The sequence below is a fragment of the Pseudomonas retamae genome, from assembly GCF_043496865.1.
GTDB lineage: Bacteria > Pseudomonadota > Gammaproteobacteria > Pseudomonadales > Pseudomonadaceae > Aquipseudomonas > Aquipseudomonas retamae.
In genome coordinates, this window is sequence record NZ_JBIEIL010000001.1 from 706,011 (window position 1) to 728,843 (window position 22,833).

The following is a 22,833-nucleotide window of genomic DNA, read 5'->3' on the forward strand; positions in this document are numbered from 1 at the left end:
AATAGCCGCGAAGCGTAGACATGCACTCAGCTCACAGGCACAGCGAACACCGCACTGGCGCGCGCCACCGTGCGCTCACCGATATGCAGGCTGACCGCCGCGAACGCCAGTTGCCGACCTTTTTTCGAATGCTCGAGGCGCACCTCCAGCCATTCATTGATCTGGACAGCGCCGAGATAGTCCAGGGTCATGCTCGCCGTGATCAACGGCTGCGGAGGGTCGCAGGAAAATGCCATGGCGTAGCCCATACCGACATCGGCCAGCGTCGCCAACACACCGCCATGCAAAGTGCCGCGGCCGTTGGCGTGCCTGGCGTCGGTCAACAATCCGAGTTCCAGTTGCAGACCACTGCCGCGTGCGTAGATTGGGCCCAGCAAATCAAGCAATGGACTGCTGCGGCTGAACAGGGTGAAACCTTCGGGGATTACAGTGGCGTTCATGCTTGCTCCCGTTGCGGGTGATTCAGCGATGATGTTGACCTGCAGAGTTCGGTTGTATGTGCCGAGAGATAATCGGGCCAGAACTATACGGACATGGAATATGCTGGGATAAGTCGCCCGTGCTACACGGGCCGACACTTTAAAAGGAGCGTTGCGAGTGGATGTGCAGATTCGAAACGCATCGGATAGCGATGCGCCGGCCATCAGCAAGACGATCATCAACGCACTTCGAGAGTCCAACGCGCGGGACTATTCATCCGACATTATCGACCAGGTGGTTCAAGGCTTCTCCGTCCCGGCGGTGCTGCGTATGTTGACTGAGCGCCAGGTGCTCGTCGCGACAATTGACGGCCACATCGTCGCCACAGCGAGTCTTCAGAAGAACATTATTCGAAGCGTATTTGTCGACCCGCAATATCACCGAAGGGGCATCGGCAGGCACTTGATCAGCACCATTGAATCCATCGCTCTGGATGCAGGCTTGAGTTTGCTCAACGTGCCCTCTTCAATCACAGCAGAAGGCTTCTACGCTTCGTTAGGCTTCAGGAAAATCCGCGACGAGTATTATCAATCGGAACGTACGATCATCATGGCCAAGATGCTGATGCCGTAATGTTTGCTATTACCGGAATGCAACGCGGCGCTATGCTGGTAACCAGCCCTGCCCTGGAACCTGATGGAATGCCAGCCCTGAACACCCGCCCTACCCCCGCACCGCTCCTCAAACCCGGCGAAACCGTGGTTCTGTTCGACGGCGTCTGCAAACTCTGCAATGGCTGGGCGCGTTTCCTGATTCGCCACGACCACCAGCGCCGCGTGCGCCTGGCCGCCGTGCAATCCCCCGAAGGCCAGGCGCTGCTGGCATGGGCCGGGTTGCCGGTGGACCAGTTCGACACCATGGCGGTGATTCGCGATCGGCATTATTGGGAACGTTCGGATGCATTCCTGGAAGTGATCCGCCAATTGCCAACCCGCTGGCAGCCGCTGCGCCTGCTGCGCGTCTTGCCTCGACGCCTGCGAGACTGGGCGTATGACCGCATCGCGCTGAATCGCTATCGGCTGTTCGGCCAGTACGACACCTGCCTGCTGCCCAATGCGGACCATGAGTTGCGTTTTCTGAAGACGTCCGCGCTGCCATTCAGCGAAAAATAGCAGTCACAGGCCTTGAAACTCTTCCTTCAAAAGATCGGCAAACCTGTCTTTTGCATGATGCAAGTCAACGTTCTTGTTCGATATAAAATAATTAGTGACGGGCAGCAAATCATCAAAAGTAAAAGCGCTTATGCTGCCGATCCTTTTGAACTGCTCAAAAACACCTCTAGGGACTAACGACACACCGGCACCAGAACTGACGCAACCGAGGATGGTGCCATAACTGGCTATACTGGTTACGGCACTATCTACGCCATGCTTTTTCAGCCAACCAAGCAGTGCACCTCGATAAGGGCAACCTTCAGGCCACATGAATATATCGACCGCAGCCAGATCCTGCGGTTTGTTTATCCGCCCGGCAGCCGGAGAGGCAATCAGCACCAGCTCTTCCTCGTATATTTCAATAACATGTAGATCCGGGTGTTCGGGCCTTACCGCAACGATTGCGCCATCCAGTTCATGCTTGACTACATCGTTTGATAACTGCGACCAGTCTGCTGTGCGAAATTGCATTTGCACGGCTGGATAAAGTTGATGAAATTTCGATAACAGCCTCGGCAATCTGCCCGTGGCAGAAGACTCTATAGCGCCGATTTTCAATATCCCTGAAGGCGCAGCTGATGGGTCCAGGACTCGTTGTGATTCCGCGCACAACGACAGGATCTTGTTAACGTAGCCGAGAAACAAACTCCCGGATGGGCTGATGACTAGCCCCCTGCCTTGCCTGATGAACAACGAAACCCCTAGCTCCCGCTCCAGTGCCTTGATCCGGTTGGTGATGTTGGAAGGGACACAGTGCAACAGCTCAGCAGCGCGCACGATGCTTCCTTGATCAGCCACTGTCTTGAACATCGTCAGCTGAGACAACTCCATGTCACTACTCATCAAAAGTGAATGATGCGCACACTATAAGTCACTTGTTGCAAGCCCTCAAACACGTTATTCATTACCCCAATTACATAGTCAAATACACATCGACTGATTGCAGACCACAAAGAATCGCCTTTAAGGAGTGTCACCATTGGAATTAAAAACAGCTCTTCCTTATGTCCATTGAGCAAGCTCTGATCGCGCTGGGCTTTTTTGCTTTTTGCGGGGGCTTGATTGATGCTGCGGTAGGTGGCGGTGGGCTCGTTCAGTTGCCGGCACTGTTACATGCGCTGCCCCAGCAAAGTCTGGCCACGGTTTTCGGCACTAATAAACTGGCTGTTCTGGCAGGAAACTTATCTTCCATATTCAGCTATGTGAAACGCATAAAAATCCTTTGGCGCTTGATGCTGCCGACCATGTGTTCGGCTTTTGTATTTGCGTTTCTTGGCGCCTTCTCCGTTTCAATCGTGCCGAAAAAACTCATGGAGTTTGTTGTCTTTTTTATCCTCATAGCCATGGCCATTTATACGTTCAGCGAAAAAAAGTTAGGGCTGACGAGTTCAAATATTGAATGTGGTCCGAGGGAAATCGCATTAGGCGTTTTCTTTGGCGGCCTTATTGGTTTTTACGACGGCGTTTTTGGCCCTGGTAGCGGTAGCCTGCTTCTTTTCGTATTCGTTAAAGTGTTTGGATTCGATTTTCTCAACGCCTCGGCCTCGGCAAAACTGGTCAACCTGGGGACATTCGGCGCAGCACTGTTATTTTTTGTTCCGTCCGGCAATGTGTTGTGGACCGTCGGCGCTGTCGTCGCCCTGTGCAACGTGTTGGGTTCCGTGACCGGAGTGGTCCTTGCCCTACGCTACGGAAGCGGGTTCATTCGGGTATTTTTTTTGATTTTGCTGGTTTTTTTGATCGGCAGAATGGGCCTGTCGTTATTTTCTTAGGGACCGACCTGGGCGTTTGCCAGCCCCGTATGACCGACAGCGGTTTTCGGAAACATGGATTCAACCGCTACAGCCAATAACCCAACAACTGACCCGGCGTCATCTTCGTCACCATCATCAGCACGATGACAAACATCCCGGCGAACCCCAGCACGCCCATCCAGAACCACGCGCGGTACACGTTCGCATAGCGCACATCGAGGACGGCGCCCGCCTCGCCCGCTTGCACGGCCATCCGCCAGAGCCGGTTCTGCAACCGCAGAACCGGCAGCCACAACGCGCCCACGCAGGCGAAGATGATCAGCGACGTCAGTATCCAGTCGGTACTGATGGGCAACCCGGAAAGACGCAGCAGCCCATAGCCGGTAAAGATCTGCACAAAGCCTGCCGGCGTGGTGATCCAGGTGTCGAAGCGTACCACCATGCGTGCGACGTGGGCGATGACTTGCGGGTTGGCAGTGCGGCTGGCGGCGATCAGGTAGAGGTAGGAACCCATGCCGAATCCGAAGAGGAAAATCGCCGCAATGACATGCAGGTATTTCAGGCACAGATAGAGCATCAGCGCTGCCCGTCCGAGAACTGCACCGACAGGCTCAGGTTATGCGGATCGTTGATCGCAGTCAGGTATTCGTCAACGCTGATTTCGCCCACGCAAGGGCGTGCGCCCGTGGACGGTACGTAGCCTTGGGCCATTTTGCTCGCCAGTGCGACGGCGGCGCAGCTGGGGATCTCCGGGCCTTTGTCGTTAAGGGCTGTGAGCTGCGCGGTCATCGTCAACGGTCGGCCATCGAGACCCAACCCCTGCACATCGATGTACATCGCACTTTTGCCGTCGCCGAATCGCTCGAAACGCGTGCCCAGACGATGCAGCCGCGCGGCCCATAGCGCATGGTCGCGCACCAGGCCGAGTTTCAATGCCTTCGCCAGTAGACCGTTGGCAATGCCGCCGAGTTTGAGCCCGGCACCGGCCTTGAAACGCAAGGTCTGCGCGCCATAGCGAGCGGCGAAGATGTCCATGTCCGGGACGTCGACATTGGCCAGCAGGCGTGTGCCCAGTTGCGGCATCTTGCGCAAGGTCAGATCGAGCCAGCCGGAGACTTCATGGACCTTGCCGTTTTTCAGTTGCCTGATCGGTTTTCCGGCGTAAGCCAGCACGCCTTCAATGGTCGACAGCCCCGGCATTTTCGCCGACGAGGAAATCCCGTGCTCGATCGAGTCGATCCGCGAAAAGCGCTGGCGTTGCTCGTCGATGATCGCCGACGACAGCGTCGGCACCGAGCTGCAGCCGCTGAGGATCGCCACGCCCGCCTGTTTCGCCCGTGCGTCGAGCACGCCGATGCCATTGACGAAGGTGCGGCAGTCGGCAAGGTCGCAATAATTCACACCGGCCGCGATGCAGCTTTCCGCCACCGCATACGACTGTCCCTGAAACGGCCCGCCAGTGTGCACCACCAACTGGATATTCAGCGCGCGCAAGGCGTCGCTGAACCCCGCGCCCATCGCATCACCGCACCAGCCCTCGCAGACCGCGCCGGACTGCGCCTGCAACTGATCGACCTTGCCCTGCAACTTGCGCGGATCACGTCCCGACAGCACCAGACCGATGGACGGCATCGCGATCAGATGCCGGCAAACGATACTGCCAAAATTTCCGTAACCACCGACCACCATCACCCTGAACGGCATGCAATTCTTCCCTAAGTCGATCCATTACACAGCGCGCAGGATATAGGGCTGATGATGGACGGGCCATGGCGCGGGACGATAAAACCTGTGGAAGATTGTGTCAGGTCAGGCAGATCCTCTGAGACTGCCAGCCCGCTATCGCCAGCAGGCTGGCTCCCACAGGGGTTTAGCGTGTTAGGAGGAAATGGATTCACCGCAAATATCAAAATAAATGAACCCGGCGAACCCCACACCACCTAACGCATAGACCATCAGGAGGTAGCCTATGCAAATCGAAACCGTGTGGATCGTACTGGCGGCAGTGCTGGTACTCATCGAGCTGTGGGCCATCAATCGGGTGCGCAAGAGCGAGGGCAAATCGAGCAACAAAGGCGTGTGGATCGTGTTGATCGTGTTTGTGCCGCTGTTCGGCCTGATCGCTTGGGCGCTGGCCGGGCCTAAACATATTCGTCACGACACGGCGTCTAATCCAGGCCGCTGACATTTGCCACGCTGGCCGCAATTCTCTTGGATTTGCGGCCAGCGTTTTCAGGAATCCTGACGGATCACCGATATCTTGCCGTTGCGCTCGATGATCGCGAACTTGATCTGATCGATCGTTTCAATGCCCTGGCTCGAACGCGCCGCTTCCATCACATCCGCTTCCACCAGCCGTGCATGACGCAGCCGGCGGTGCAGCAGCTTGCCGTTCTCGACGATGATTGTCGGTTCGCCGTCGATCAGGCGTGACACCCAGCCCGACCGCTGTTTGAGCAAAGAAAAACCGACGTCGATCGCGATCAACGAGACGATCACCAGCAACGAATTGGTCAGCGAAAAATCGTCGCCGAGCAGCGCTTGCTGGGTAGCTTCACCAATGATCATCAGCAGGACGAAATCGAACGTGGTCAGCTCAGCCAATGAGCGGCGACCGGCGATTTTGAACAGCACCATCAAGGCCAGATACATCGCTACTGCACGCAACACGGAATCCATGGTGTCACCTACGGAAAGATGAATTGAACCAGCTCAACGCCAGTTGAACCGGGCGATTCGATGCGGCTGCGAAACAGCCCGAGGCCGTCGCCGCGCAGGGTCAGGTACAACGTTGCCTGGCCCTGGCCGTCCGCCTGCAACCACAGGCGCATGCCCTGCGCGGAATTGCGCGAGCGCAGCGGTTGCGGCTGCAGGGTTTCGACGCTGAAGCCTTCCAGCAGCTCGCCACCGATATCCAGTTCCAGCGTGGCATCGGGCTTGCCGTTCAGGCTGATTTTCATCGCGTTGGTCGAGCCATTGCGATGGAACATTTCATACTCTGCGTGCAGGTGGTCGTCGTCACTGCTGACTTCCCGCGAACTGATGACCCCGCGCGAAAACAACCCCAGCAGCCCGAGCACCACCAACAACACCAGCACGTACCAGCCGCACCGTTCGAAGCGCCAGACCTTCGTTTGATAAGCCATGTCTTCGCGCACCGGGTAGTCCCTGCTTTGCAAGTCCGGGTGATCGCGGTCGGTTTTCATCGGTTCAGCCTCGCTCGCCGCGCAGGGCTCGTTGATGGAACTGCGGCAGTTGCTGCAAGGCGAATTCCGAGGCGATCTGCTGCACCTCCACACGTGAGCCGGGGAACCATTGCTGACGAGTGAACACGGCGTGTTGACCGTCCAGCTGGAAGGCCCAGGCGAAACACACGGTGCCGGCGGCAATGCCGTCGACGTCGTCAGGACCAAGAATGCCAGTGGTCGCAACGGCGACGTTGGCGGTGCTGTCGCGCAACGCGCCGATCGCCATTTCAGCGGCGACTTCAACGCTGGTCAGGTTGAAGGTTTCGATGGTGTCCGGGCTGACATGCAACAGCCGTTGCTTGGCCTGCGGTGAATACACCACATAGCCGCTCTCGATCAATTGGCCGCTGCCCGGCACCTCGGACAGCAGCATGACGATGTTGCCGGCGGTGCACGATTCCGCCGTGGTGATGGTCAGCGAATGGTCGCGCAGATAGTCGACCGTTTCCTTGGCGATGGACATGACGTTCACTCTTGGAGTTATTGCCGGTTGACCGCATGCCGCGGTGATCATTCCCACGTTCGGCGAGCCCGGTAAATCCCGGGCTCGCCGGTCCACCTCAAGTGGCGGGCACCAACGGTGGCGTCTCTGCGTTTTCCGTCAGCGGCACGTCGCTGCTGCCGGGCGTGAGGATCACCTTGCGGCAATTTTCCTGTTTCTTGTCGAAGAGCTTGTAGCCCTCGGCCGCCTGCTCCAGCGAGAGCCGGTGGGTGATGATCGCGTCGGGCTGCAGCGCGCCGGTTTCGATATGCCCGAGCAGCTCCGGCAGGTAGCGCTGAACATGGGTCTGGCCCATCTTGAACGTCAGGCCTTTGTCGAACGCATCGCCAAAGAGGAAGCCATGAATAAACCCGGCATACACACCGGGCACGCTGACCACTCCACCCCGGCGCACGGCGGCGATGCACTGGCGCAGCGCCTTGCCGCTGCTTCCCTCAAGCTTGAGCGTGGCCAGCACCGTTTCAGTCGTGCTGCCCTTGGCTTCGAACCCTACCGCATCGATCACCCCGTCGACGCCGCGATGGCCGGCCGTCTGCCGAATGATGGTGTCGGCCGGATCGTCGTCCTCATCGAAATTGATCGGAATCACCCCATAGGTGCGCTGCGCGTATTCCAGCCGATACGGGTGATGGTCAACCATGAAGATCCGCTCGGCACCGAGCATTTTCGCGCAGGCGGCACTGAGCAGGCCGACCGGGCCGGCGCCGTAGATAGCGACAGTCGAGCCTTGGCCGATCTGCGCGTTGTTCACCGCTTGCCAGGCAGTCGGCAAGATATCCGAGAGGAACAACACCTTTTCGTCCGCCAGCGTGCCCGGCACCTTGAACGGTCCGGTGTTGGCCTTGGGCACCCGCACCAGCTCGGCCTGACCGCCGGGAATGCCGCCGTACAAGCGGCTGAAGCCGAACAACGCCGCGGGCGGTGTGATGGACTTTTTGTTGAGGATTGCGCCGCGACCGGGATTGGTGGTTTCACACGCGGCATAGAGCTCCATCTGGCAGAAGAAGCAGCCACCGCAGGCGATCACGAACGGAATCACCACGCGATCACCGCGTTGTACCGCAGTCACCTCCGGCCCGGTTTCCTCGACGATGCCCATGAATTCGTGGCCGAAGATATCGCCGTGTTCGACGGTGGGAATTTTGCCTCGGTACAAGTGCAAGTCGGAGCCGCAAATGGCGGTCGCGGTCACACGCAATATGATGTCATCGGGGGCTTCGAGCTTCGGGTCCGGCACGGTCTCGACTCTCACATCGTGAGCGCCGTGGTAGGTCATTGCGCGCATGGCAAGGTCCTCTTTTTGATCAATGAAAGGGTCTGGGTCTCTTCATTTCGGAAGCGCAGCGTTCTGTATGAGTTCAGTGAAATTTCGCCCCGACGGATCAGTGGCTGCGGTGGCAGCAGGCTCGTCTTTTTTCAGATTGGAATCTGCAAGGCGTGCACGATGTGCTTCATGCAGAGTGCACGAAGCGGTTTGCTCACGGTTCTGGCAAAGCCTTGATCCAGCGCGGTTTGACCGATCACTGCAAGTTGGCACAGCTCATGCGTTGTAGACAGGGAATACACCGCACGGCCCATAGAGGCCTGTGTTCATACCGTGATAGCAGAGGCCAATAAATAATGAACGCCATCGACCTACTCAAAGCCGATCATGAAAAAGTCAAAGACATCCTTAGCCAACTGAGCGAGTCGACTGAACGGGCGTTGAAAAAACGCGCCGAGCTGTTGGCCAAGCTGGAGATGGAAGTCTCGATTCACACCCGTCTGGAAGAAGAAATCCTCTATCCCGCGTTCAAGGAAGCGGGCAGCAAGGAAGAGGACGTGATGTATTACGAGGCCAAGGAAGAACACCGCACCGTGGATTCGCTGGTGCTGCCGGATCTGAAAGAGACCGACCCGGGCACGCCTGAGTTTGCTGGCCGGGTGAAGGTGGTCAAGGAGTTGCTTGAGCACCATATCGAAGAAGAGGAATCGGAGATGTTTCCCAAGGCCAAACAGATCTTGGGCAAGGCGAAGCTCGATGAACTGGGTGCGCAGATGGAGGCCATGAAGGCCAGCTACAAGAAAGAAATGGCCGCTTAAGAATTACGCGTGGTTTGGCCCGGCTTTGGCCCGGCTTTGGCCGGGCTTTTTTTTGGCGCGTGCTCAGGGTGATGGCGAAATGTGTTCGGCTTGGGTACTGCGGTGCGTTCTCCCCTCACCCCAGCCCTCTCCCGGAGGGAGAGGGCGCCGATATCGGTCGGTTTCGAAATCGCGTACGACTCGGTATCTAATATCGGCGTATTCCTCGCATCCACCTCGGTCGGTCCCCTCTCCCTCCGGGAGAGGGCTAGGGTGAGGGGCTTTTGACTTTTGTCTTTTCGCTTGTAGCGCGCCCCGACAACCCCTTATAACGACTGCTTTCATTTCAAGAACAAGAGACGTCAACCATGAGCAACGCCTGGAACGAAGGCTATTTCACCGACGAAGGCTACACCTACAGCTACAGCCGGGAGATCAACCCGGTGTTCCAGCGCTATTGCCTGTTGTTGCGCGGCTTTGCCAGTCTGGACAGTACCGACGGCTATCACTGCGAACTCGGCTTCGGTCAGGGCGTGTCGATCAATATCCACGCCACCGCCAATCCGGGTGCGTTCGTCGGCACAGACTTTCATCCGGGCCAGGCAGCTTATGCCGTTGAACTGGCGGCGGCGGCCAATAATGGCGCCCGCCTCTATGACGACAGTTTCGAGCAACTGTTGGCGCGCACTGACCTGCCACAATTCGACAGCATCAGCCTGCACGGTATCTGGACCTGGGTCAGCCGTGACAACCAGAAGCTGATCGTCGAATTCACTCGTCGTCACCTCAAACCCGGTGGTCATCTGTACGTCAGCTACAACAGTTTCCCGGGCTGGTCGCCGTCGGCGCCGTTGCGCCAGTTGTTCAGTCTGCATGACCGGTTTGCCAATACCACAATGCGCCCGGATCAGCGCATCGACGCCGCGTTGCAGTTTTCCGAGGCGTTGCTGGCGGCCAATCCGAAATACGCTGCGGCCGCGCCGAGCATGGGCGCGCGACTGCAGAGCATCAAGGGCCAGGATCGTCAGTACGTCGCCCATGAATATTTCAATCGCGACTGGAACTGCATGTATTTCGCCGACATGGTCGATGCCCTCGCACCCGCCAAGCTCGACTACGCGACGACGGCGGTGCCACTGGATTCGGTCGACCCGCTGAACCTGAGCGCGGAGGCCATGGATTTCCTCGAAACCATTGAGCACCCGGTCATGCGCGAGCAGGCGCGCGACTATTTCGTCAATCAGCACTTCCGCCGCGATCTGTATGTGCGCGGTGCCAACCGTCTGTCCGCGGCCGAACGCCGCGCGCATATGTTGCATACGCGTTTCGCACTGTTGCAACCGGCATCGAGCGTACCTGCCGCCGTCACCGGTCCGGCCGGCGAAGCCTCGTTGCAAGTGGAGATTTACGGCCCGGTGCTGGACGCACTGGCGGACGAGGCGTATGCGGCGAAATCAATGCGCCAGTTGCTCGCAGCGGCAGCGCCGGTGACCTTCGACGATCTCGAACAAGCACTTGCCGTACTGGTCGGCATGGGGGTCGTGGCGCCTTGCCAGAGCGAAGCGGCCGAATCGCAAGTGCAGGACCGCTGCGCGGCGCTCAATCTGCAATTGTGCAAACGCTCGCTGTTCACCGCCAGGGTTCAAGTGCTGGCCAGCCCGGTCACCGGGGGTGGCGTGACGGTCAGCCGCTTCCAGCAACTGTTCCTGATTTCCATCAAGCAAGGCAGAAAGCACCCGGCTGAATGGGCGCAGCTGGCGTGGAGTGTGATCAGCGAACAAGGCGAAGTGCTGGTCAAGGGCGACCAGCCATTGCTCACCGCAGAAGAAAACCTGGCTGAACTGACCGAGCAGGCGCAGGCATTTGCCGAGCAATCGCTGGTGGTGCTCAGGGCGTTGAAAATCGCTTGAGGTGCAGAATGCGCGGAAGCAGTAGCAAGTTAACCCTGCCGCTGCCAACGCGCGATTTTATTGGCTGCGCTGCTTAATCGAAGGCGCCATTGACGATTTCATAGATCAGACCGGTTGCTAGCGCGACAAGAATCAGATCCGTGCCCACCTGCTGCCATTCGTAGCCGTCGTAACGCGGCAGATGACCCAGCAATCGCCCGTCGAGCTTTTTCGCGATACCGGGCGGCAGCGGTTTGCCCCGCGCCAAGTTTTTCTGAATACCCGGCGGCAGCGCAGGCCCCGGGCTCCAGTAGTCGCGATATCCACCAACAATTCCGAGGACGTTGCCGCGATCAATACTCGGACCGCCCCCGTGGCCTTGATTGCCTTGGCCTCCCTGCTTGCCTTGCCCACCCTGATTGCCCTGGCCTTTCTGTTTACCGTGATCCTGCATGTTCTGCGGATTGCCTTTGCCGTTCCCCTGGCCTTTGCCGTTTCCGGGGTCGGCTGAAGCCACCGCAGAAGCGAAAAACAGTGCAAGAGACGACGCCGTGGCGATCCATTTACGAGAGCTGATCATAGGTACTCCTTCATGGCGGATGCTTCACTGTCACCGATGACATTGAACCTCAGCGTAGTCAATTTCGCCGCGCTGACCATCGGTAAACCAAGCGGCTACGCTGCACACTGTGCGAGGCTTCACTTTTCCCTCAACAAATTGGCATTGCCTTGGCCCGGCGCTTGGGTCAGGATTCGCGCCTTTTCGACCGCCAACCGCGCATCTGTTCAACGCGATGCCCAGTCGACACCCAACTTGACCGCCGAGTAGCCCCATGAATCGCCAAAAGAAACTCAAGCAACTGTTCAAGGAAAAGGCCAGGAAGGCCAGTGCCAAACTGGCGCCGAAAAAACCCAAGTACATCAGCAAGGCTGATCGCTTGAAACTCGCCGCCGAAGCCGCTGAGCCGGTGGAAAGCGGCGAGAGCGTTGCCTGACGCTCAGGACGCTTTACTCGCAAGCCACGCCCCCCAGAACAGGCTGCTGAAAAACCGCGTCGCCGCGCCAAACCCGGCCTCGCTCAGCAACGCCCGGACAGCGGCTTCGGAATGCGGCGGATCAGCGCCTTGGAGAATCTTGCCCAGTTTGGCCTGCACCTCATCAGCACTGGCGCCCTGCTGTCGCCAACGTTGCGCCCAGGCCTGGAGCAATAACGGCTGGCTGGCGTAAGCGTAGTGATTGCCGGCGACGATCAACGGCGCGCTTGGCTTCAGCCGGGTCTGGATCGCGCGCAGAATGTCGCGCTTGGGTTGGTCACCGTTGAGATGATGAAGCACGCCGATCAGGGTTGCCGCGTCGAATGAGGCATCGGCAGGCAGATCCTCGACATGGCCCAGGTGTATTTGCGTTCTGTCCAGCAAATCATGGGCCTGCAACTGTTGCATCGCGGCATCGAGCATCGGCTCGGACGGATCAACCGCGATGAAACGCCACTGCGGCTCCAGCGCCGCCATCGCAATGATCTCCTGCGCCGTCCCGCCAGCGCCGACCACCAGAACAGTCGCCGTACGGTCCGTACCAAGGCTCGCCGCGAGCATGCAGGCCGAGAGGTCATGGCAGGCATCGTACCCGGCGAGGGCGATGCGCGATTGCCGTGCGTATTCGTGGGCGCGAGAGGTGTCGAATTTTCCGGCGGGGCTGGTCGAGGGGTGGCTCATGGCAATGCTCCTTGGTTTGGAGCACGGTACGCCGGCGTTTCGGATAAGAAAAATTCATTGTGTTCATGCCCTGCATTCCTCTGAGGAATGCAGGGGTGTGGCTTTTTCGCTATCCGACCCGCTCGATCAAACGTTCGAGTGCGTGTGGTAGATCTTGCTTACAATCGTCCACTGCCCTTCCACTTTCAGCAGATTGAAAAAATCGGTGAAACGGAAACCCGAGACGTTGTCGGTATCGACGCGCGCGCTGGCGGCAGTACCGACGATATCGATCCGCACGATCGCTGCCTGAGCTTCGGGCGATGGGCGAAAGGACGTGTCGATCACGTCATAGAGATTCTGGATCGCGCCGCCGACCAGGCGCTCGCCGTCGACGCCAAACATCGTTGCCTGCGGATTGAATGCCGGTTTCATCAGCGTGCTGTCAGCCTTCGCGCCGCCCTCGTTGTACTGGTTGAGAACCGCGACGATCGCGTTGTATTCCTGCACGTAAGTTGGGGTAGTCATGGTGGGGTTCCTGTTTTGAGTGAAAGGCTGCCGCAAGCCAACGTTGGCGCGGCAACGGCTGGTGATCAGGCGCTGGCGGTGGGCCAGTCGATGTAACCTTTGGCGCCGCCGCCGTAGTAGCTCTCCCGCGGTGCGATGGTCAGTTGGGTACCGCGACGCAAGCGCTCGACCAGGTCGGGGTTGGCGATGAACAAGCGGCCGAACGCCACCGCATCGATCCGGCCTTGTGCGCGACGCTCGAGGGCCAATGGCAGGTCGTAGTTGTTGTTGCCAATGAACGGGCCGGTGAACTGCGCACTCAGCGCATCCAGATCAACGCCTTCCGGCACGCTGCGCGACGTGGCTGTGGCGCCTTCAACGAAGTGCAGGTAGGCCAGATTCAACGGATTGAGCTGCTGGATGAGGTAGCCGTAAGTCGCCATGACATGGCTGTCGGGCGGCGTGTTACCGGCATCAGGGGTAACCGGCGATAGGCGGATGCCGACACGGTCGCTGCCCCAGACATCAATCACCGCGCGAGTGACTTCCAGGGTCAGTCGTGCACGGTTTTCGATGCTGCCGCCGTACTGATCGCTGCGCTGGTTGGTCGAATCTCGCAGAAACTGGTCGAGCAGATAGCTGTTGGCCGAATGCACTTCCACGCCATCGAAACCGGCCTGTTTGGCGTTCTGCGCGGCACGTTGGTATTGCTCGATGATCCCGGCAATCTCCGCTGTTTCAAGTGCACGCGGCATCGACACCTCGACGAAGCCTTTTTCGGTGTAGGTGCTGCCCTCAGCCTTGATCGCCGAAGGTGCCACAGGTGCCTGGCCGTCCGGCTGCAACTCGACACTGGAAAACCGCCCGACGTGCCACAACTGGCAGACGATTTTGCCGCCGGCGGCGTGCACCGCATCGGTGACGGTCTTCCAGCCGGCGACCTGTTCCTGCGTCCAGATACCCGGCGTCATCGCATAACCGCGGCCCTGCGCAGAGATATTCGTCGCCTCGGCAATGATCAATCCGGCCGTGGCGCGCTGGGCGTAATAGGTTGCATGCAGGTCGTTGGGCACGCCGTCGTCGGCCATTCGGCTGCGCGTCAGTGGGGCCATGACGATGCGATTGGCCAAGTGCAGCGCGCCCAGGGTTACGGGTGAAAAAAGGTCGGTGTCAGCGGCGTGATCAATCATTTAACCTCCAAACATTAGACTGGTCGTCTAGCAACCAGTGTAAAAAAAACGCCCCTGAGCCAGCGGGCGGTTGCTTGTTTCAAGCGTCCGTTGAGTGGACTTTCAATGGCAGGGCAGCGGCGATTCGTGTTTGACACTTGCCTCGACGGCACCCGGTTGCAGCGCGATTTTTTCCCACTTGGCAATCACCAGCGGCGCGATGGCATTGCCGAGTACGTTCAGCGTCGTGGTACCGCTGTCGATGATCCGGAAAATTCCCGCGATCAGCGCCACGCCTTCCAACGGCAGGCCGGCCGACGCCAGGCTCGCGGAAAGAATGATGATGGCGAATCCCGGTACGCCCGCCGCACCCTTGGACGTCAGCACCATCGTCACCACCAGCAATATCTGCTGCGACAGCGACAGGTCGATGGCATACAACTGCGCGACAAAAATCGTCGCGACACCAAGGAAAATCGATGCGCCATCGAGGTTGAACGCATAGCCCACCGGCACCACGAAACTGACGATCCGCCGCGGTACACCGTACTGCTCAAGTCGGCTCATCAACTGCGGCATGACCGCCGCCGAAGCGGCACTGGAAAACGCCAGGATCAGTTCATTGCGGAAGTAACCAATCAACTTGAAAATGTTTTCGCCGATCAAGTAGCAGATCCCGCCGAGTATCACCAGGGCAAAGACAATCAACGCCAGATAGACCACACCGATCAACTTGAGCAACGGCAACAGAGAGGCAAAACCAAACGTTGCGACGGTCGCGCCGATCATGCCGAACACACCAATCGGCGCGTAGGCCATGACGATGGAAACCACTTTGAACATCGCATCGGAAATGCTCTGCACCAAAGCGATGGCGGGTGCACTCTTGTCTTTGGGCAGTGCATTCAACGCCAGGCCGAACAACACCGCGAAGAACAACACCGAGAGCAACTTCGCTTCAGACATGGCCACCAGCACATTGTCCGGGACGATGTTCTGCAGGATCACCAGAGCACCTTTGGACGGCTCCAGTTTGATCGCCGCGGCGTTGTGCGAAATGCCGGAAATATCGGTGCCTGCACCCGGTTCAAACAGATTGGCAAAACACAGTCCGATGACGATCGCCAGCGCGGTGATCGCGAAAAAATAGCCCAGCGACTTGGCGCCCATGCGGCCGAACGATTTGTTATCACCACCGCCGGCAATCCCCAGAATCATGCAACAGAACACGATCGGTACGACCACCATCTTCATCATCTTGATAAAGATGTCGCCGAGCGGTTTGAGGATCTCCGCGCTGACCCACGTCTGATACTGCGGATGGGTATTGAAATACCAACCGACGAGCACGCCAAGCAACAGCCCGGCAACGATTTGCCACACCAGGGGAATACGTTTCATGTCTAGCCTTCTTGTTGGAATGAACGCTCTGCGCGAAGGGCAGTTGCTAGAGTCATGAGCATCCAGCTCACTTTGAGAAATGGCACAACGCTGTTGTGCCATGGCGGTTGTTACTTGGCGAAGAGCTGGCTCATGTCCTTGAACGCCTTGAATTCCAGCGCGTTGCCGCACGGATCGAAGAGAAACATGGTGGCTTGTTCACCGACCTGGCCCTGAAAGCGGATGTACGGTTCGATCACGAACTGCGTGCCGAACGACTTCAGACGTTCTGCCAGTGCCTCCCATTGTTGCCAGCCGAGAATGATGCCGAAGTGCGGCACCGGTACGTCATGGCCGTCAACCGGGTTGCTGTGTACGCTCTCCTGAGAGGCAGTTTTCGGATGTTCGTGAATCACCAGTTGATGGCCGTAAAAGTTGAAGTCGACCCATTGAGTGCTCGAGCGTCCTTCTTCAAGGCCAAAGACTTCACCATAAAAAGTGCGCGCCGCAGCCAGGTCATAAACAGGGATAGCGAGGTGAAAAGGCGAGAGATTCATCAGGACTCCAATATCGTTCTTGTTGGTGGGCGAACAGGTCTTACCGATATCGGCGCTTTCGGTGCAGCCGACGTCGGGATGAAAAACATCCTAGGACGAAAAACCCAACATAAAAATCAATATATATTTCTGAGATTCACAACTAATATTTGTGAATGATCAAAGAACTGAAAACACTCATTGCCGTTGCCCGTGAAGGCACTTTCGCCGCCGCCGGGAATCGCATCGGCCTTACCCAGGCCGCCGTCAGTGCGCAGATGCAGCGTCTTGAAGCCGAGCTCGGTTTCGAGATCTTCGACCGAAAGGGCCGCTCGGCGCACCTGAACAAGATGGGCCAGCAGATCCTGCTGCAAGCGCAGGACTTGCTCAGGCTCTACGACAACCTGGGTTCGACCGCGGTGGGTCTGCCGCCCAGTGTGCTGGTCAACATTGGCGCGATTGCTTCGGTGCAGCGTTCCTATCTGCCGGATGCACTGGCGCGCTTTCACCAACGATGCCCGTACTGCCGAACCCGGGTGATTCCGGGCCTGTCGATGGAACTGGTCAATCTGGTGGACACCGGCGAGATCGACATGGCCGTGGTCATTCGCCCGCCCTTCTCGCTGCAAAGCGATTTGCGCTGGACCACCCTGGCCCTTGAGCCGTATCGGCTGATCGTGCCCCGCGACGTTGCGGGCGATGACTGGACGCAATTGCTGACCAGCCAGCCGTTCATCCGCTATGACCGCTCCTCCTTTGGCGGCAGACAGGTCGACCGGTTTTTGCGCCAGATGCATTTCAACCTGCGCGAGGTCTGTGAGCTGGACGAACTGGAGGCGATCATCAAACTGGTCGAAAACGGCGTCGGCGTAGCGCTGGTGCCGCAGACCTCGCCCGACTTTGAATGGCCTGCCGGCGTCCGTGCTTTCGACCTGGGGCCGCACACTTTTCACCGCGATATCGGCCTCGTCCACCGAGCACGCGAGACCTTCACCGAGCCTGTGCGTGTCCTCGCCGAGTTGATCAGCACTCAGCTCAAACCCGGCGGCGCGCAGGCTTGATCGGCCGCATCATTAACTGCATCAATAACAACCATTAATTCAATGAAGTTCTCTTATCAGTGCTGCGGCGTATGATCGGCTCCAGACCCAACCACTACCCAACGGAGCACACCATCATGAAACGCCAGGCCATTCTCAGCATCGCTTTCTCGCTCTTCGCACTGAACGCTTTCGCCGCTACCCCTGCGCAGCCGCTGATTGCCGAAGGCGGTTCCGACCGCTTGCTGGAACAACGCACCGCTGCTGCCACGCAAACCGATCCGCTGTTCAGCGATGCCGTCGCCGCGACCGAAACCGATCCGCTGTTCAGCGACGCCGTCGCCGCCACTGAAACCGATCCCTTGTTCAGCGACGCCGTCGCCGCGACCGAGACCGACCCGCTGTTCAGCGATGCAGTAGCCGAAGGTGGTTCTGACCGTCTGATCGAACGCCGCGCCGTCTGAATGCCGCGTTTCACTGCGGTCACCGAAGAAAAGCCCGACCTCGCCGTCGGGCTTTTTGCGTTGGGCTTACTGAATACTGCGCGCAACCGCCTGCGCTCAACTAACCTTGAGTGACCTCATGTGCGAGCAAACAAACCATGTCCCTCGCTATCCGATTTCTGCTCGCCACGACGGCTTCGTTACTGCTTGCCATGAGCGCCCATGCGCAAACCGGGGTCGACCCGCAGCAGCCACCCGCCCTGCTCCCGCTGGCTTCCGAAGCCGCGCCGATGCTGATTGCCTACCCGCCGCTCGCCGAGCCGCTGGCCCGTGGCGTGGTGATCATTCAATACCGCACCGAACACACGCGGATCATGCCGGTGTTCGGCAAAGCGGCGGTGCCGGTGTCGCCGCGCCTGGGGCATCTGCACGTCACCGTTGATGACTGGCACGGCACCTGGGCTCACACCAGTGAAGACCCGATCATTCTGGTCGGCCTGACGCCGGGATCGCACAAAGTATTGCTGGAAATCGCCGATCCGACGCACACCGTGCTGACCAGCACGACGGTGAATTTCGTCGTGCCCGCCAAGCAGCCCTGAGCGTAATCAGCGGCCGGCGCGCAAACTTTTCCTCCGCCCTCGGGTTGATCACCTACCCTCATAGACTGTCTGGTCGATGCGAGCCGCCACGCCATGCGCGACACCTTGAAATGGATGTTGTTGGTCGCCCTCACCCTGCTCGGTAGCAGCAGCCTTGCGCTGTGGGCGGAAGATTTGCCAGCGCCGGCGCAGAATGCCGCCGCGCCGTTGCCGGTGATTGCGCAAAGCGACCTGCAAGCCCTGCAACAACGCCTCGACGGGCTCAAGCAGCAGATCTCTGCGGCGAACAATTACAACCAGCTCGAAGGTCCGCAGGATCGGGTGCAGGCGTTCATTCTCGATATCGATCGGCTGTCGGCTGCGCTGTTGCCGCAGCAGGCGCAACTGGCTGTACAGCTGAGCGTGCTGGGCGCCGCGCCGGATACCGACGTCGCCGCCGAACAAGCCGACATCATTGCCCAGCGAGCGACGCTGACGACGCAGAAAGCCAGGCTCGACAGCACCCTGAAAAGCCTCGCCGCGCTCAAGCAGAACGCGGCGGACCTGATCACCCAGATTGCCGGCATCCGCCGTTCGCTACTGGAAAGCGAACTGACGCTGGGTACTCACAGCGTGCTGAATCCAGGCTTTTGGTCGCCGCTGCTTAATCCAGGCGCCGACGATCGCCAGCGTTGGCATTTTTTCGTCGATCAGGTACGTGCGTCGTGGGCCAGCGTGTGGGTGCCAGGTGAGCGTTTGCATACCAGCGCGCTGGTGGTGCTGGCCTTGATTATCTGGACATTCGGGCGCCGGCTCGCCGAACGCGGCCTGACCTGGCTGTGCATTCATCGCGTGCCGGAGGGACGGCTACGCCGCAGCGCACTGGCCTTTGCCTCGGCACTGGCGACCATCGCCACCACCGCCATCGCCCTGCAAATTCTGTTTTATGCCTGCACCCGGCATCAGCCGTTATCGCCAGTGCTGCAAACCTTCTCCGAAGAGTTTGAAAAGGTCGTGTATGCCTGTGTGCTGATCACCGGCCTGAGCCGCGCGCTGCTGTCGACCGAGCATCCCTCTTGGCGCTTGCCGGCGATTGCCGATCAAGTGGCGCTGGCGCTCAAGCCGTATCCGCGGGTTTTGTCCTGCACATTGCTGGTGCTGGTGACACTGGTGCAGGTCAGCAACGCCACCGGCATGAGCAGCCAGATCGTGATCACCGGGCGCGGGATCATTGCCATGGTGGTGTTGGCGATCGTGCTGACCTTGCTGGTGCGCGTCGGCAAGGTGCGCAAGGCGCTGGTGGCGGCCAATGACGCGGCGGCGGCCAACAGCACGTTCGCCGGGATCATCTACACGGTTGCCAGCGTTTCAATGGTGGTCTCGGCGCTGGCCTTGCTCACCGGTTATGTTTCGCTGGCGCGCTTCATCAGCTACCAACTGGTCTGGGCCTTCATTGTCTTGTCCGGTTTCTACCTGCTGATTCAATTGGTCAAGGACGTTTGCGAGCATGCGTTTTCCGCCAGGCATGCCAGCGGCAAGGCGCTCAAGCAGTTACTCGGCATCGGCGATCGGCGCCTCGATCAGATATCGACCCTGCTGTCGGGCTTCAGCCGTGCCGCGCTGATGCTGCTGGCGGTGATCAGCCTGTTCGTCGGCGGCATCGGCACCACGCTCGGGCAACTGCTGAGCAACATCATGGTGATCCTCGGCGGCGCCGGGTTGCGCAAGTTGAACATCGTCCCCGCGCACCTGCTCAATGCCGTACTGGCCTTGATCATCGGGATCTGGCTGATTCGCACCCTGAGCCGCTGGCTGGACCACGAGTTCCTGCCCAAGACCGAGATGGACCCCGGCATGTGCGCCTCGCTGAGCACGTTGTTTTCCAATATCGGTTATGCGCTGGTGATTCTGCTGACCCTGTCGTCGCTGGGCGTGCAGTGGACCAATCTGGCGTGGATCGTCAGCGCCTTGTCGGTGGGGATCGGTTTCGGTTTGCAGGAGATCGTGAAGAACTTCGTTTCCGGGCTGATTCTGCTGACGGAGCGGCCGGTGAAGGTCGGCGACCTGATCAGCATCAGCGGCGTTGAAGGCGACATTCGCCGGATCAACGTACGCGCCACGGAAATCCAGCTCAGCGACCGCTCTATCGTGATCGTGCCCAACTCGCAATTGATCTCGCAGAACCTGCGCAACGTCACCCTGGGCGGCAGCGCGCAAGGCGTGGCGTCGCTGGAGTTGATGTTCCCGCTGGACATCGACCCTGAGCAAGTCAAAGAGCTGCTGCTGGACGCCTACCGCGAGAACGAAACCCTGCTGGATAAACCGGCGCCGTTCGTGCGCTTCAGCAAGCTGTCGCCGGACGGGATCACCCTGACAGTGACCGGGTATGTGGCCAGTCCGAGGATTGTCGGGGTGACCAAGAGTGATTTGCTGTTTGAAATCTTGAAGCGACTGGGCGCGGCGGGCATTGCGCTGGCGAAACCGCCAGCGACGAGTTGATACAGCCCCTCCGGCAATCAGCCTTTACGCGTGACCACCCGACGATGGCAGTCGGCGGGTGTCAGCACCTTGCCCGACGTAGAGCGCACAGCGATGGTCTCCACCGGTTGGTCTGAATCGTTGTCAAGCAGTACCGAATGGCTCTCGCCTTCGCTGAACAGAAAGCGCTCGCCCCACTGCCGCAGGCTGACGACGATCGGAAACACCGCGCGGCCCATGTCGGTCAGGACATATTCCTTGTAGGCGCTGCCATCGGCGGCTGGCTGCATTTGCAGCACGCCCAGTTCGACGAGCATTTTCAGTTTCACCGTAAGGATGTTTTTCGCCAGCCCCAGGCGTTTCTGGAATTCGCTGAAGCGGCGCACGTCGTCGAACGCGTCGCGGATGATCATCAGCACCCAGCGATCACCAATGGCCTCCAGTGTTCTGGCGACCGGGCATTCGCTCTGTGCCAGTAAGGTCTGTCTGGCCATGAATCTCCAAGGGGGAAAGCAACAAGGCTGAAAAAGGTTCTGACGGACGAAAACGCTCTGCAGAAGGTGGTTGCATTTAACAACCGACATCGCTAAAAATCAACGCATCGGTTTTCTTTTGAAACCACAACTCCAAGGAAGGACTGATGCCTTACGAAGCCCATGCCCCGGTAAAAACTGGCGTAGAAGCTGAAAAACTGGCCGCTGCGCGTTCGCAGACTTCGCCGTCTGGTGGCGCAACGACCCTCAGCCGCTATCAAACCCTGCTCTTCGCAATCACCTGCGCCATGGCCGTGGCCAACGTCTACTTCGCCCAGCCTTTGCTGGAGTCGATGGCGTCGAGTCTGGCCGTTGCGCCGGGCACGATCGGCATCGTTGTCACCGCGACTCAGGCTGGCTATGCCGTCGGCTTGTTGTTCATCGTGCCGCTGGGTGACCTGCTCAATCGCAAAAAACTCATCCTGACGCAAATGCTGATATCGGCCCTGGCCTTGTGCGCGGTGGGACTTGCCGGCAACTGGGGCACGCTGCTCGGTGCCATGGTGCTGGTGGGCCTGATGGCTGTGGTGGTGCAGGTGGTCGTGGCTTACGCGGCCGCGCTGGCCAGCCCGCAGCAGCGCGGCGAAGCGGTCGGCACGGTGACGAGTGGCGTGGTGCTGGGCATTCTGCTGGCACGCTTCGTCTCGGGGGCAGTCGCCGATCTGGCCGGCTGGCGCGGCGTGTATTTTGTCTCGGCCACGCTGATGATCGGCATGGCGCTGGTGTTGTGGCGCACCCTGCCCGCTTCCGCAGCCCCGCCGGCCAGAGGCAGTTACGGGGAGTTGCTGCGGTCGATGTTCCAGCTGTACCTGACCGAGCGCACGCTGCGGATCAGAGGCACCTTCGCCCTGCTGATCTTCGCCGCCTTCAGCGTGCTGTGGACGTCGATGGTACTGCCACTGAGTGCGCCACCGCTGTCACTGACGCACACGCAGATCGGCCTGTTCGGCCTCGCCGGTGTGGCCGGTGCACTGGCAGCAGCGCGGGCCGGACGCCTGGCGGACCAGGGACGCGGCAATCGCACCACCGGCGTCGCCCTGGCGTTGCTGACCCTGTCCTGGCTGCCCACGGCATTTGTCGAAAGCTCAATGCTGGCCATGGTCGTCGGTGTGGTGCTGCTCGACTTCGCCGTACAAGCGGTGCATGTCACCAACCAAAGCCTGATTTTCGCGGCTCGCCCGGATGCGCAGAGCCGTCTGGTCGGCGCCTACATGTGCTTCTACTCGGTCGGCAGTGGCCTCGGTGCGATAGCCGCCACTTACACGTATGCGCACGTTGGCTGGGTCGGCGTCTGCCTGTTGGGTGCGGCGATCAGCGCCGCGGCGTTGTTGTACTGGCTATTGCTGATGGTCGTCCGCGATTGACACGCGTTGTTCCTGAATCA

General features: G+C 59.3%; 27 protein-coding genes. 12 read left to right on the forward strand and 15 right to left on the reverse strand.

Features of this window, described 5'->3' with window-relative positions:
* Nucleotides 1–26 precede the first annotated feature (26 nt).
* On the reverse strand, nucleotides 27–440 hold the full coding sequence (locus ACGSLL_RS02960; RefSeq protein WP_394502986.1) for a PaaI family thioesterase: 414 nt from the start codon (nucleotides 438–440) through the stop codon (nucleotides 27–29).
* Between the two features lie 157 nt (nucleotides 441–597).
* Here ACGSLL_RS02960 and ACGSLL_RS02965 point away from each other — a divergent pair, with 157 nt between their 5' ends.
* A complete protein-coding gene (locus ACGSLL_RS02965; RefSeq protein WP_394502988.1) occupies nucleotides 598–1,053 on the forward strand; it encodes a GNAT family N-acetyltransferase in 456 nt (151 codons plus the stop codon).
* Nucleotides 1,054–1,121: 68 nt separating this feature from the next.
* The gene (locus ACGSLL_RS02970) at nucleotides 1,122–1,592 is read left to right on the forward strand and encodes a thiol-disulfide oxidoreductase DCC family protein (protein ID WP_394502990.1); all 471 of its coding nucleotides are present in this window, start codon (nucleotides 1,122–1,124) and stop codon (nucleotides 1,590–1,592) included.
* Between the two features lie 3 nt (nucleotides 1,593–1,595).
* Here the strand turns inward: ACGSLL_RS02970 and ACGSLL_RS02975 are convergent, their stop codons facing one another.
* Nucleotides 1,596–2,465, reverse strand: a complete 870-nt coding sequence (locus ACGSLL_RS02975; protein WP_394502992.1) for a LysR family transcriptional regulator — start codon at nucleotides 2,463–2,465, stop codon at nucleotides 1,596–1,598.
* Nucleotides 2,466–2,638: 173 nt separating this feature from the next.
* Here ACGSLL_RS02975 and ACGSLL_RS02980 point away from each other — a divergent pair, with 173 nt between their 5' ends.
* Nucleotides 2,639–3,406, forward strand: coding sequence for a sulfite exporter TauE/SafE family protein (locus ACGSLL_RS02980; protein ID WP_394502994.1), 768 nt, complete (start codon nucleotides 2,639–2,641; stop codon nucleotides 3,404–3,406).
* A 67-nt stretch (nucleotides 3,407–3,473) separates the two neighbouring features.
* Here the strand turns inward: ACGSLL_RS02980 and ACGSLL_RS02985 are convergent, their stop codons facing one another.
* Both ACGSLL_RS02985 and ACGSLL_RS02990 read right to left on the reverse strand, forming a co-directional pair.
* Nucleotides 3,474–3,965, reverse strand: coding sequence for a DUF2269 family protein (locus ACGSLL_RS02985; RefSeq protein WP_394502996.1), 492 nt, complete (start codon nucleotides 3,963–3,965; stop codon nucleotides 3,474–3,476).
* Nucleotides 3,965–5,092: a saccharopine dehydrogenase family protein gene (locus ACGSLL_RS02990; RefSeq protein WP_394502998.1), complete on the reverse strand. Its 1,128-nt coding sequence runs from the start codon at nucleotides 5,090–5,092 to the stop codon at nucleotides 3,965–3,967. Before ACGSLL_RS02990 ends, ACGSLL_RS02985 begins: the two co-directional genes overlap by 1 nt.
* A gap of 265 nt (nucleotides 5,093–5,357) precedes the next feature.
* Between ACGSLL_RS02990 and ACGSLL_RS02995 the strand changes: the two genes are divergently transcribed.
* A complete protein-coding gene (locus ACGSLL_RS02995) occupies nucleotides 5,358–5,573 on the forward strand; it encodes a PLD nuclease N-terminal domain-containing protein (protein WP_090283927.1) in 216 nt (71 codons plus the stop codon).
* A 47-nt stretch (nucleotides 5,574–5,620) separates the two neighbouring features.
* On the opposite strand, the gene ACGSLL_RS03000 is transcribed toward ACGSLL_RS02995, so the two are convergent.
* The 4 genes from ACGSLL_RS03000 to ACGSLL_RS03015 form a co-directional block, all read right to left on the reverse strand.
* Nucleotides 5,621–6,067: a DUF421 domain-containing protein gene (locus tag ACGSLL_RS03000; RefSeq protein ID WP_394503000.1), complete on the reverse strand. Its 447-nt coding sequence runs from the start codon at nucleotides 6,065–6,067 to the stop codon at nucleotides 5,621–5,623.
* A gap of 8 nt (nucleotides 6,068–6,075) precedes the next feature.
* Entirely contained in the window at nucleotides 6,076–6,594 is a 519-nt protein-coding gene (locus tag ACGSLL_RS03005) for a hypothetical protein (protein ID WP_394503002.1), read from the reverse strand.
* Between the two features lie 4 nt (nucleotides 6,595–6,598).
* Nucleotides 6,599–7,099: a CinA family protein gene (locus ACGSLL_RS03010; protein ID WP_394503004.1), complete on the reverse strand. Its 501-nt coding sequence runs from the start codon at nucleotides 7,097–7,099 to the stop codon at nucleotides 6,599–6,601.
* 97 nt (nucleotides 7,100–7,196) lie between these two features.
* A complete protein-coding gene (locus tag ACGSLL_RS03015; RefSeq protein ID WP_394503006.1) occupies nucleotides 7,197–8,423 on the reverse strand; it encodes a zinc-dependent alcohol dehydrogenase in 1,227 nt (408 codons plus the stop codon).
* Nucleotides 8,424–8,758: 335 nt separating this feature from the next.
* On the opposite strand from ACGSLL_RS03015, the gene ACGSLL_RS03020 reads away from it, so the two are divergent.
* Nucleotides 8,759–9,220 (forward strand): hemerythrin domain-containing protein, encoded by a 462-nt coding sequence (locus ACGSLL_RS03020; RefSeq protein ID WP_394503008.1) that lies wholly within the window; start codon nucleotides 8,759–8,761, stop codon nucleotides 9,218–9,220.
* A 347-nt stretch (nucleotides 9,221–9,567) separates the two neighbouring features.
* Nucleotides 9,568–11,109 carry a class I SAM-dependent methyltransferase gene (locus ACGSLL_RS03025; RefSeq protein ID WP_394503010.1) on the forward strand — a complete coding sequence of 514 codons (1,542 nt, stop codon included), beginning with the start codon at nucleotides 9,568–9,570 and terminating at the stop codon, nucleotides 11,107–11,109.
* Nucleotides 11,110–11,182: 73 nt separating this feature from the next.
* Here ACGSLL_RS03025 and ACGSLL_RS03030 read toward each other — a convergent pair whose 3' ends face one another.
* Nucleotides 11,183–11,668, reverse strand: coding sequence for an anti-virulence regulator CigR family protein (locus tag ACGSLL_RS03030; protein WP_394503015.1), 486 nt, complete (start codon nucleotides 11,666–11,668; stop codon nucleotides 11,183–11,185).
* A gap of 253 nt (nucleotides 11,669–11,921) precedes the next feature.
* Between ACGSLL_RS03030 and ACGSLL_RS03035 the strand changes: the two genes are divergently transcribed.
* Nucleotides 11,922–12,083: a DUF2986 domain-containing protein gene (locus ACGSLL_RS03035; protein WP_394503017.1), complete on the forward strand. Its 162-nt coding sequence runs from the start codon at nucleotides 11,922–11,924 to the stop codon at nucleotides 12,081–12,083.
* 3 nt (nucleotides 12,084–12,086) lie between these two features.
* Here the strand turns inward: ACGSLL_RS03035 and ACGSLL_RS03040 are convergent, their stop codons facing one another.
* From ACGSLL_RS03040 to ACGSLL_RS03060, 5 genes are all read right to left on the reverse strand, one after another.
* Nucleotides 12,087–12,803: a class I SAM-dependent methyltransferase gene (locus ACGSLL_RS03040; protein ID WP_394503019.1), complete on the reverse strand. Its 717-nt coding sequence runs from the start codon at nucleotides 12,801–12,803 to the stop codon at nucleotides 12,087–12,089.
* Nucleotides 12,804–12,929: 126 nt separating this feature from the next.
* Nucleotides 12,930–13,310 (reverse strand): nuclear transport factor 2 family protein, encoded by a 381-nt coding sequence (locus tag ACGSLL_RS03045; protein WP_394503021.1) that lies wholly within the window; start codon nucleotides 13,308–13,310, stop codon nucleotides 12,930–12,932.
* A 65-nt stretch (nucleotides 13,311–13,375) separates the two neighbouring features.
* The gene (locus tag ACGSLL_RS03050) at nucleotides 13,376–14,479 is read right to left on the reverse strand and encodes an alkene reductase (RefSeq protein ID WP_394503023.1); all 1,104 of its coding nucleotides are present in this window, start codon (nucleotides 14,477–14,479) and stop codon (nucleotides 13,376–13,378) included.
* A gap of 102 nt (nucleotides 14,480–14,581) precedes the next feature.
* Nucleotides 14,582–15,859: a cation:dicarboxylate symporter family transporter gene (locus ACGSLL_RS03055; RefSeq protein ID WP_394503025.1), complete on the reverse strand. Its 1,278-nt coding sequence runs from the start codon at nucleotides 15,857–15,859 to the stop codon at nucleotides 14,582–14,584.
* A 110-nt stretch (nucleotides 15,860–15,969) separates the two neighbouring features.
* On the reverse strand, nucleotides 15,970–16,395 hold the full coding sequence (locus tag ACGSLL_RS03060) for a VOC family protein (RefSeq protein ID WP_258448900.1): 426 nt from the start codon (nucleotides 16,393–16,395) through the stop codon (nucleotides 15,970–15,972).
* 155 nt (nucleotides 16,396–16,550) lie between these two features.
* On the opposite strand from ACGSLL_RS03060, the gene ACGSLL_RS03065 reads away from it, so the two are divergent.
* The 4 genes from ACGSLL_RS03065 (at nucleotide 16,551) to ACGSLL_RS03080 (ending at nucleotide 20,937) form a co-directional block, all read left to right on the forward strand.
* Complete coding sequence (locus tag ACGSLL_RS03065; protein WP_394503028.1) at nucleotides 16,551–17,435, forward strand: LysR family transcriptional regulator; 885 nt, start codon at nucleotides 16,551–16,553, stop codon at nucleotides 17,433–17,435.
* 116 nt (nucleotides 17,436–17,551) lie between these two features.
* Nucleotides 17,552–17,878, forward strand: a complete 327-nt coding sequence (locus ACGSLL_RS03070) for a hypothetical protein (protein ID WP_394503030.1) — start codon at nucleotides 17,552–17,554, stop codon at nucleotides 17,876–17,878.
* Nucleotides 17,879–18,015: 137 nt separating this feature from the next.
* A complete protein-coding gene (locus ACGSLL_RS03075) occupies nucleotides 18,016–18,459 on the forward strand; it encodes a DUF6130 family protein (RefSeq protein ID WP_394503032.1) in 444 nt (147 codons plus the stop codon).
* A 93-nt stretch (nucleotides 18,460–18,552) separates the two neighbouring features.
* Nucleotides 18,553–20,937: a DUF3772 domain-containing protein gene (locus tag ACGSLL_RS03080; RefSeq protein WP_394503034.1), complete on the forward strand. Its 2,385-nt coding sequence runs from the start codon at nucleotides 18,553–18,555 to the stop codon at nucleotides 20,935–20,937.
* 17 nt (nucleotides 20,938–20,954) lie between these two features.
* Here the strand turns inward: ACGSLL_RS03080 and ACGSLL_RS03085 are convergent, their stop codons facing one another.
* Nucleotides 20,955–21,410 (reverse strand): winged helix-turn-helix transcriptional regulator, encoded by a 456-nt coding sequence (locus ACGSLL_RS03085; RefSeq protein ID WP_258448888.1) that lies wholly within the window; start codon nucleotides 21,408–21,410, stop codon nucleotides 20,955–20,957.
* Between the two features lie 146 nt (nucleotides 21,411–21,556).
* Between ACGSLL_RS03085 and ACGSLL_RS03090 the strand changes: the two genes are divergently transcribed.
* Nucleotides 21,557–22,813 carry an MFS transporter gene (locus ACGSLL_RS03090; protein ID WP_394503037.1) on the forward strand — a complete coding sequence of 419 codons (1,257 nt, stop codon included), beginning with the start codon at nucleotides 21,557–21,559 and terminating at the stop codon, nucleotides 22,811–22,813.
* Nucleotides 22,814–22,833: the final 20 nt, after the last annotated feature.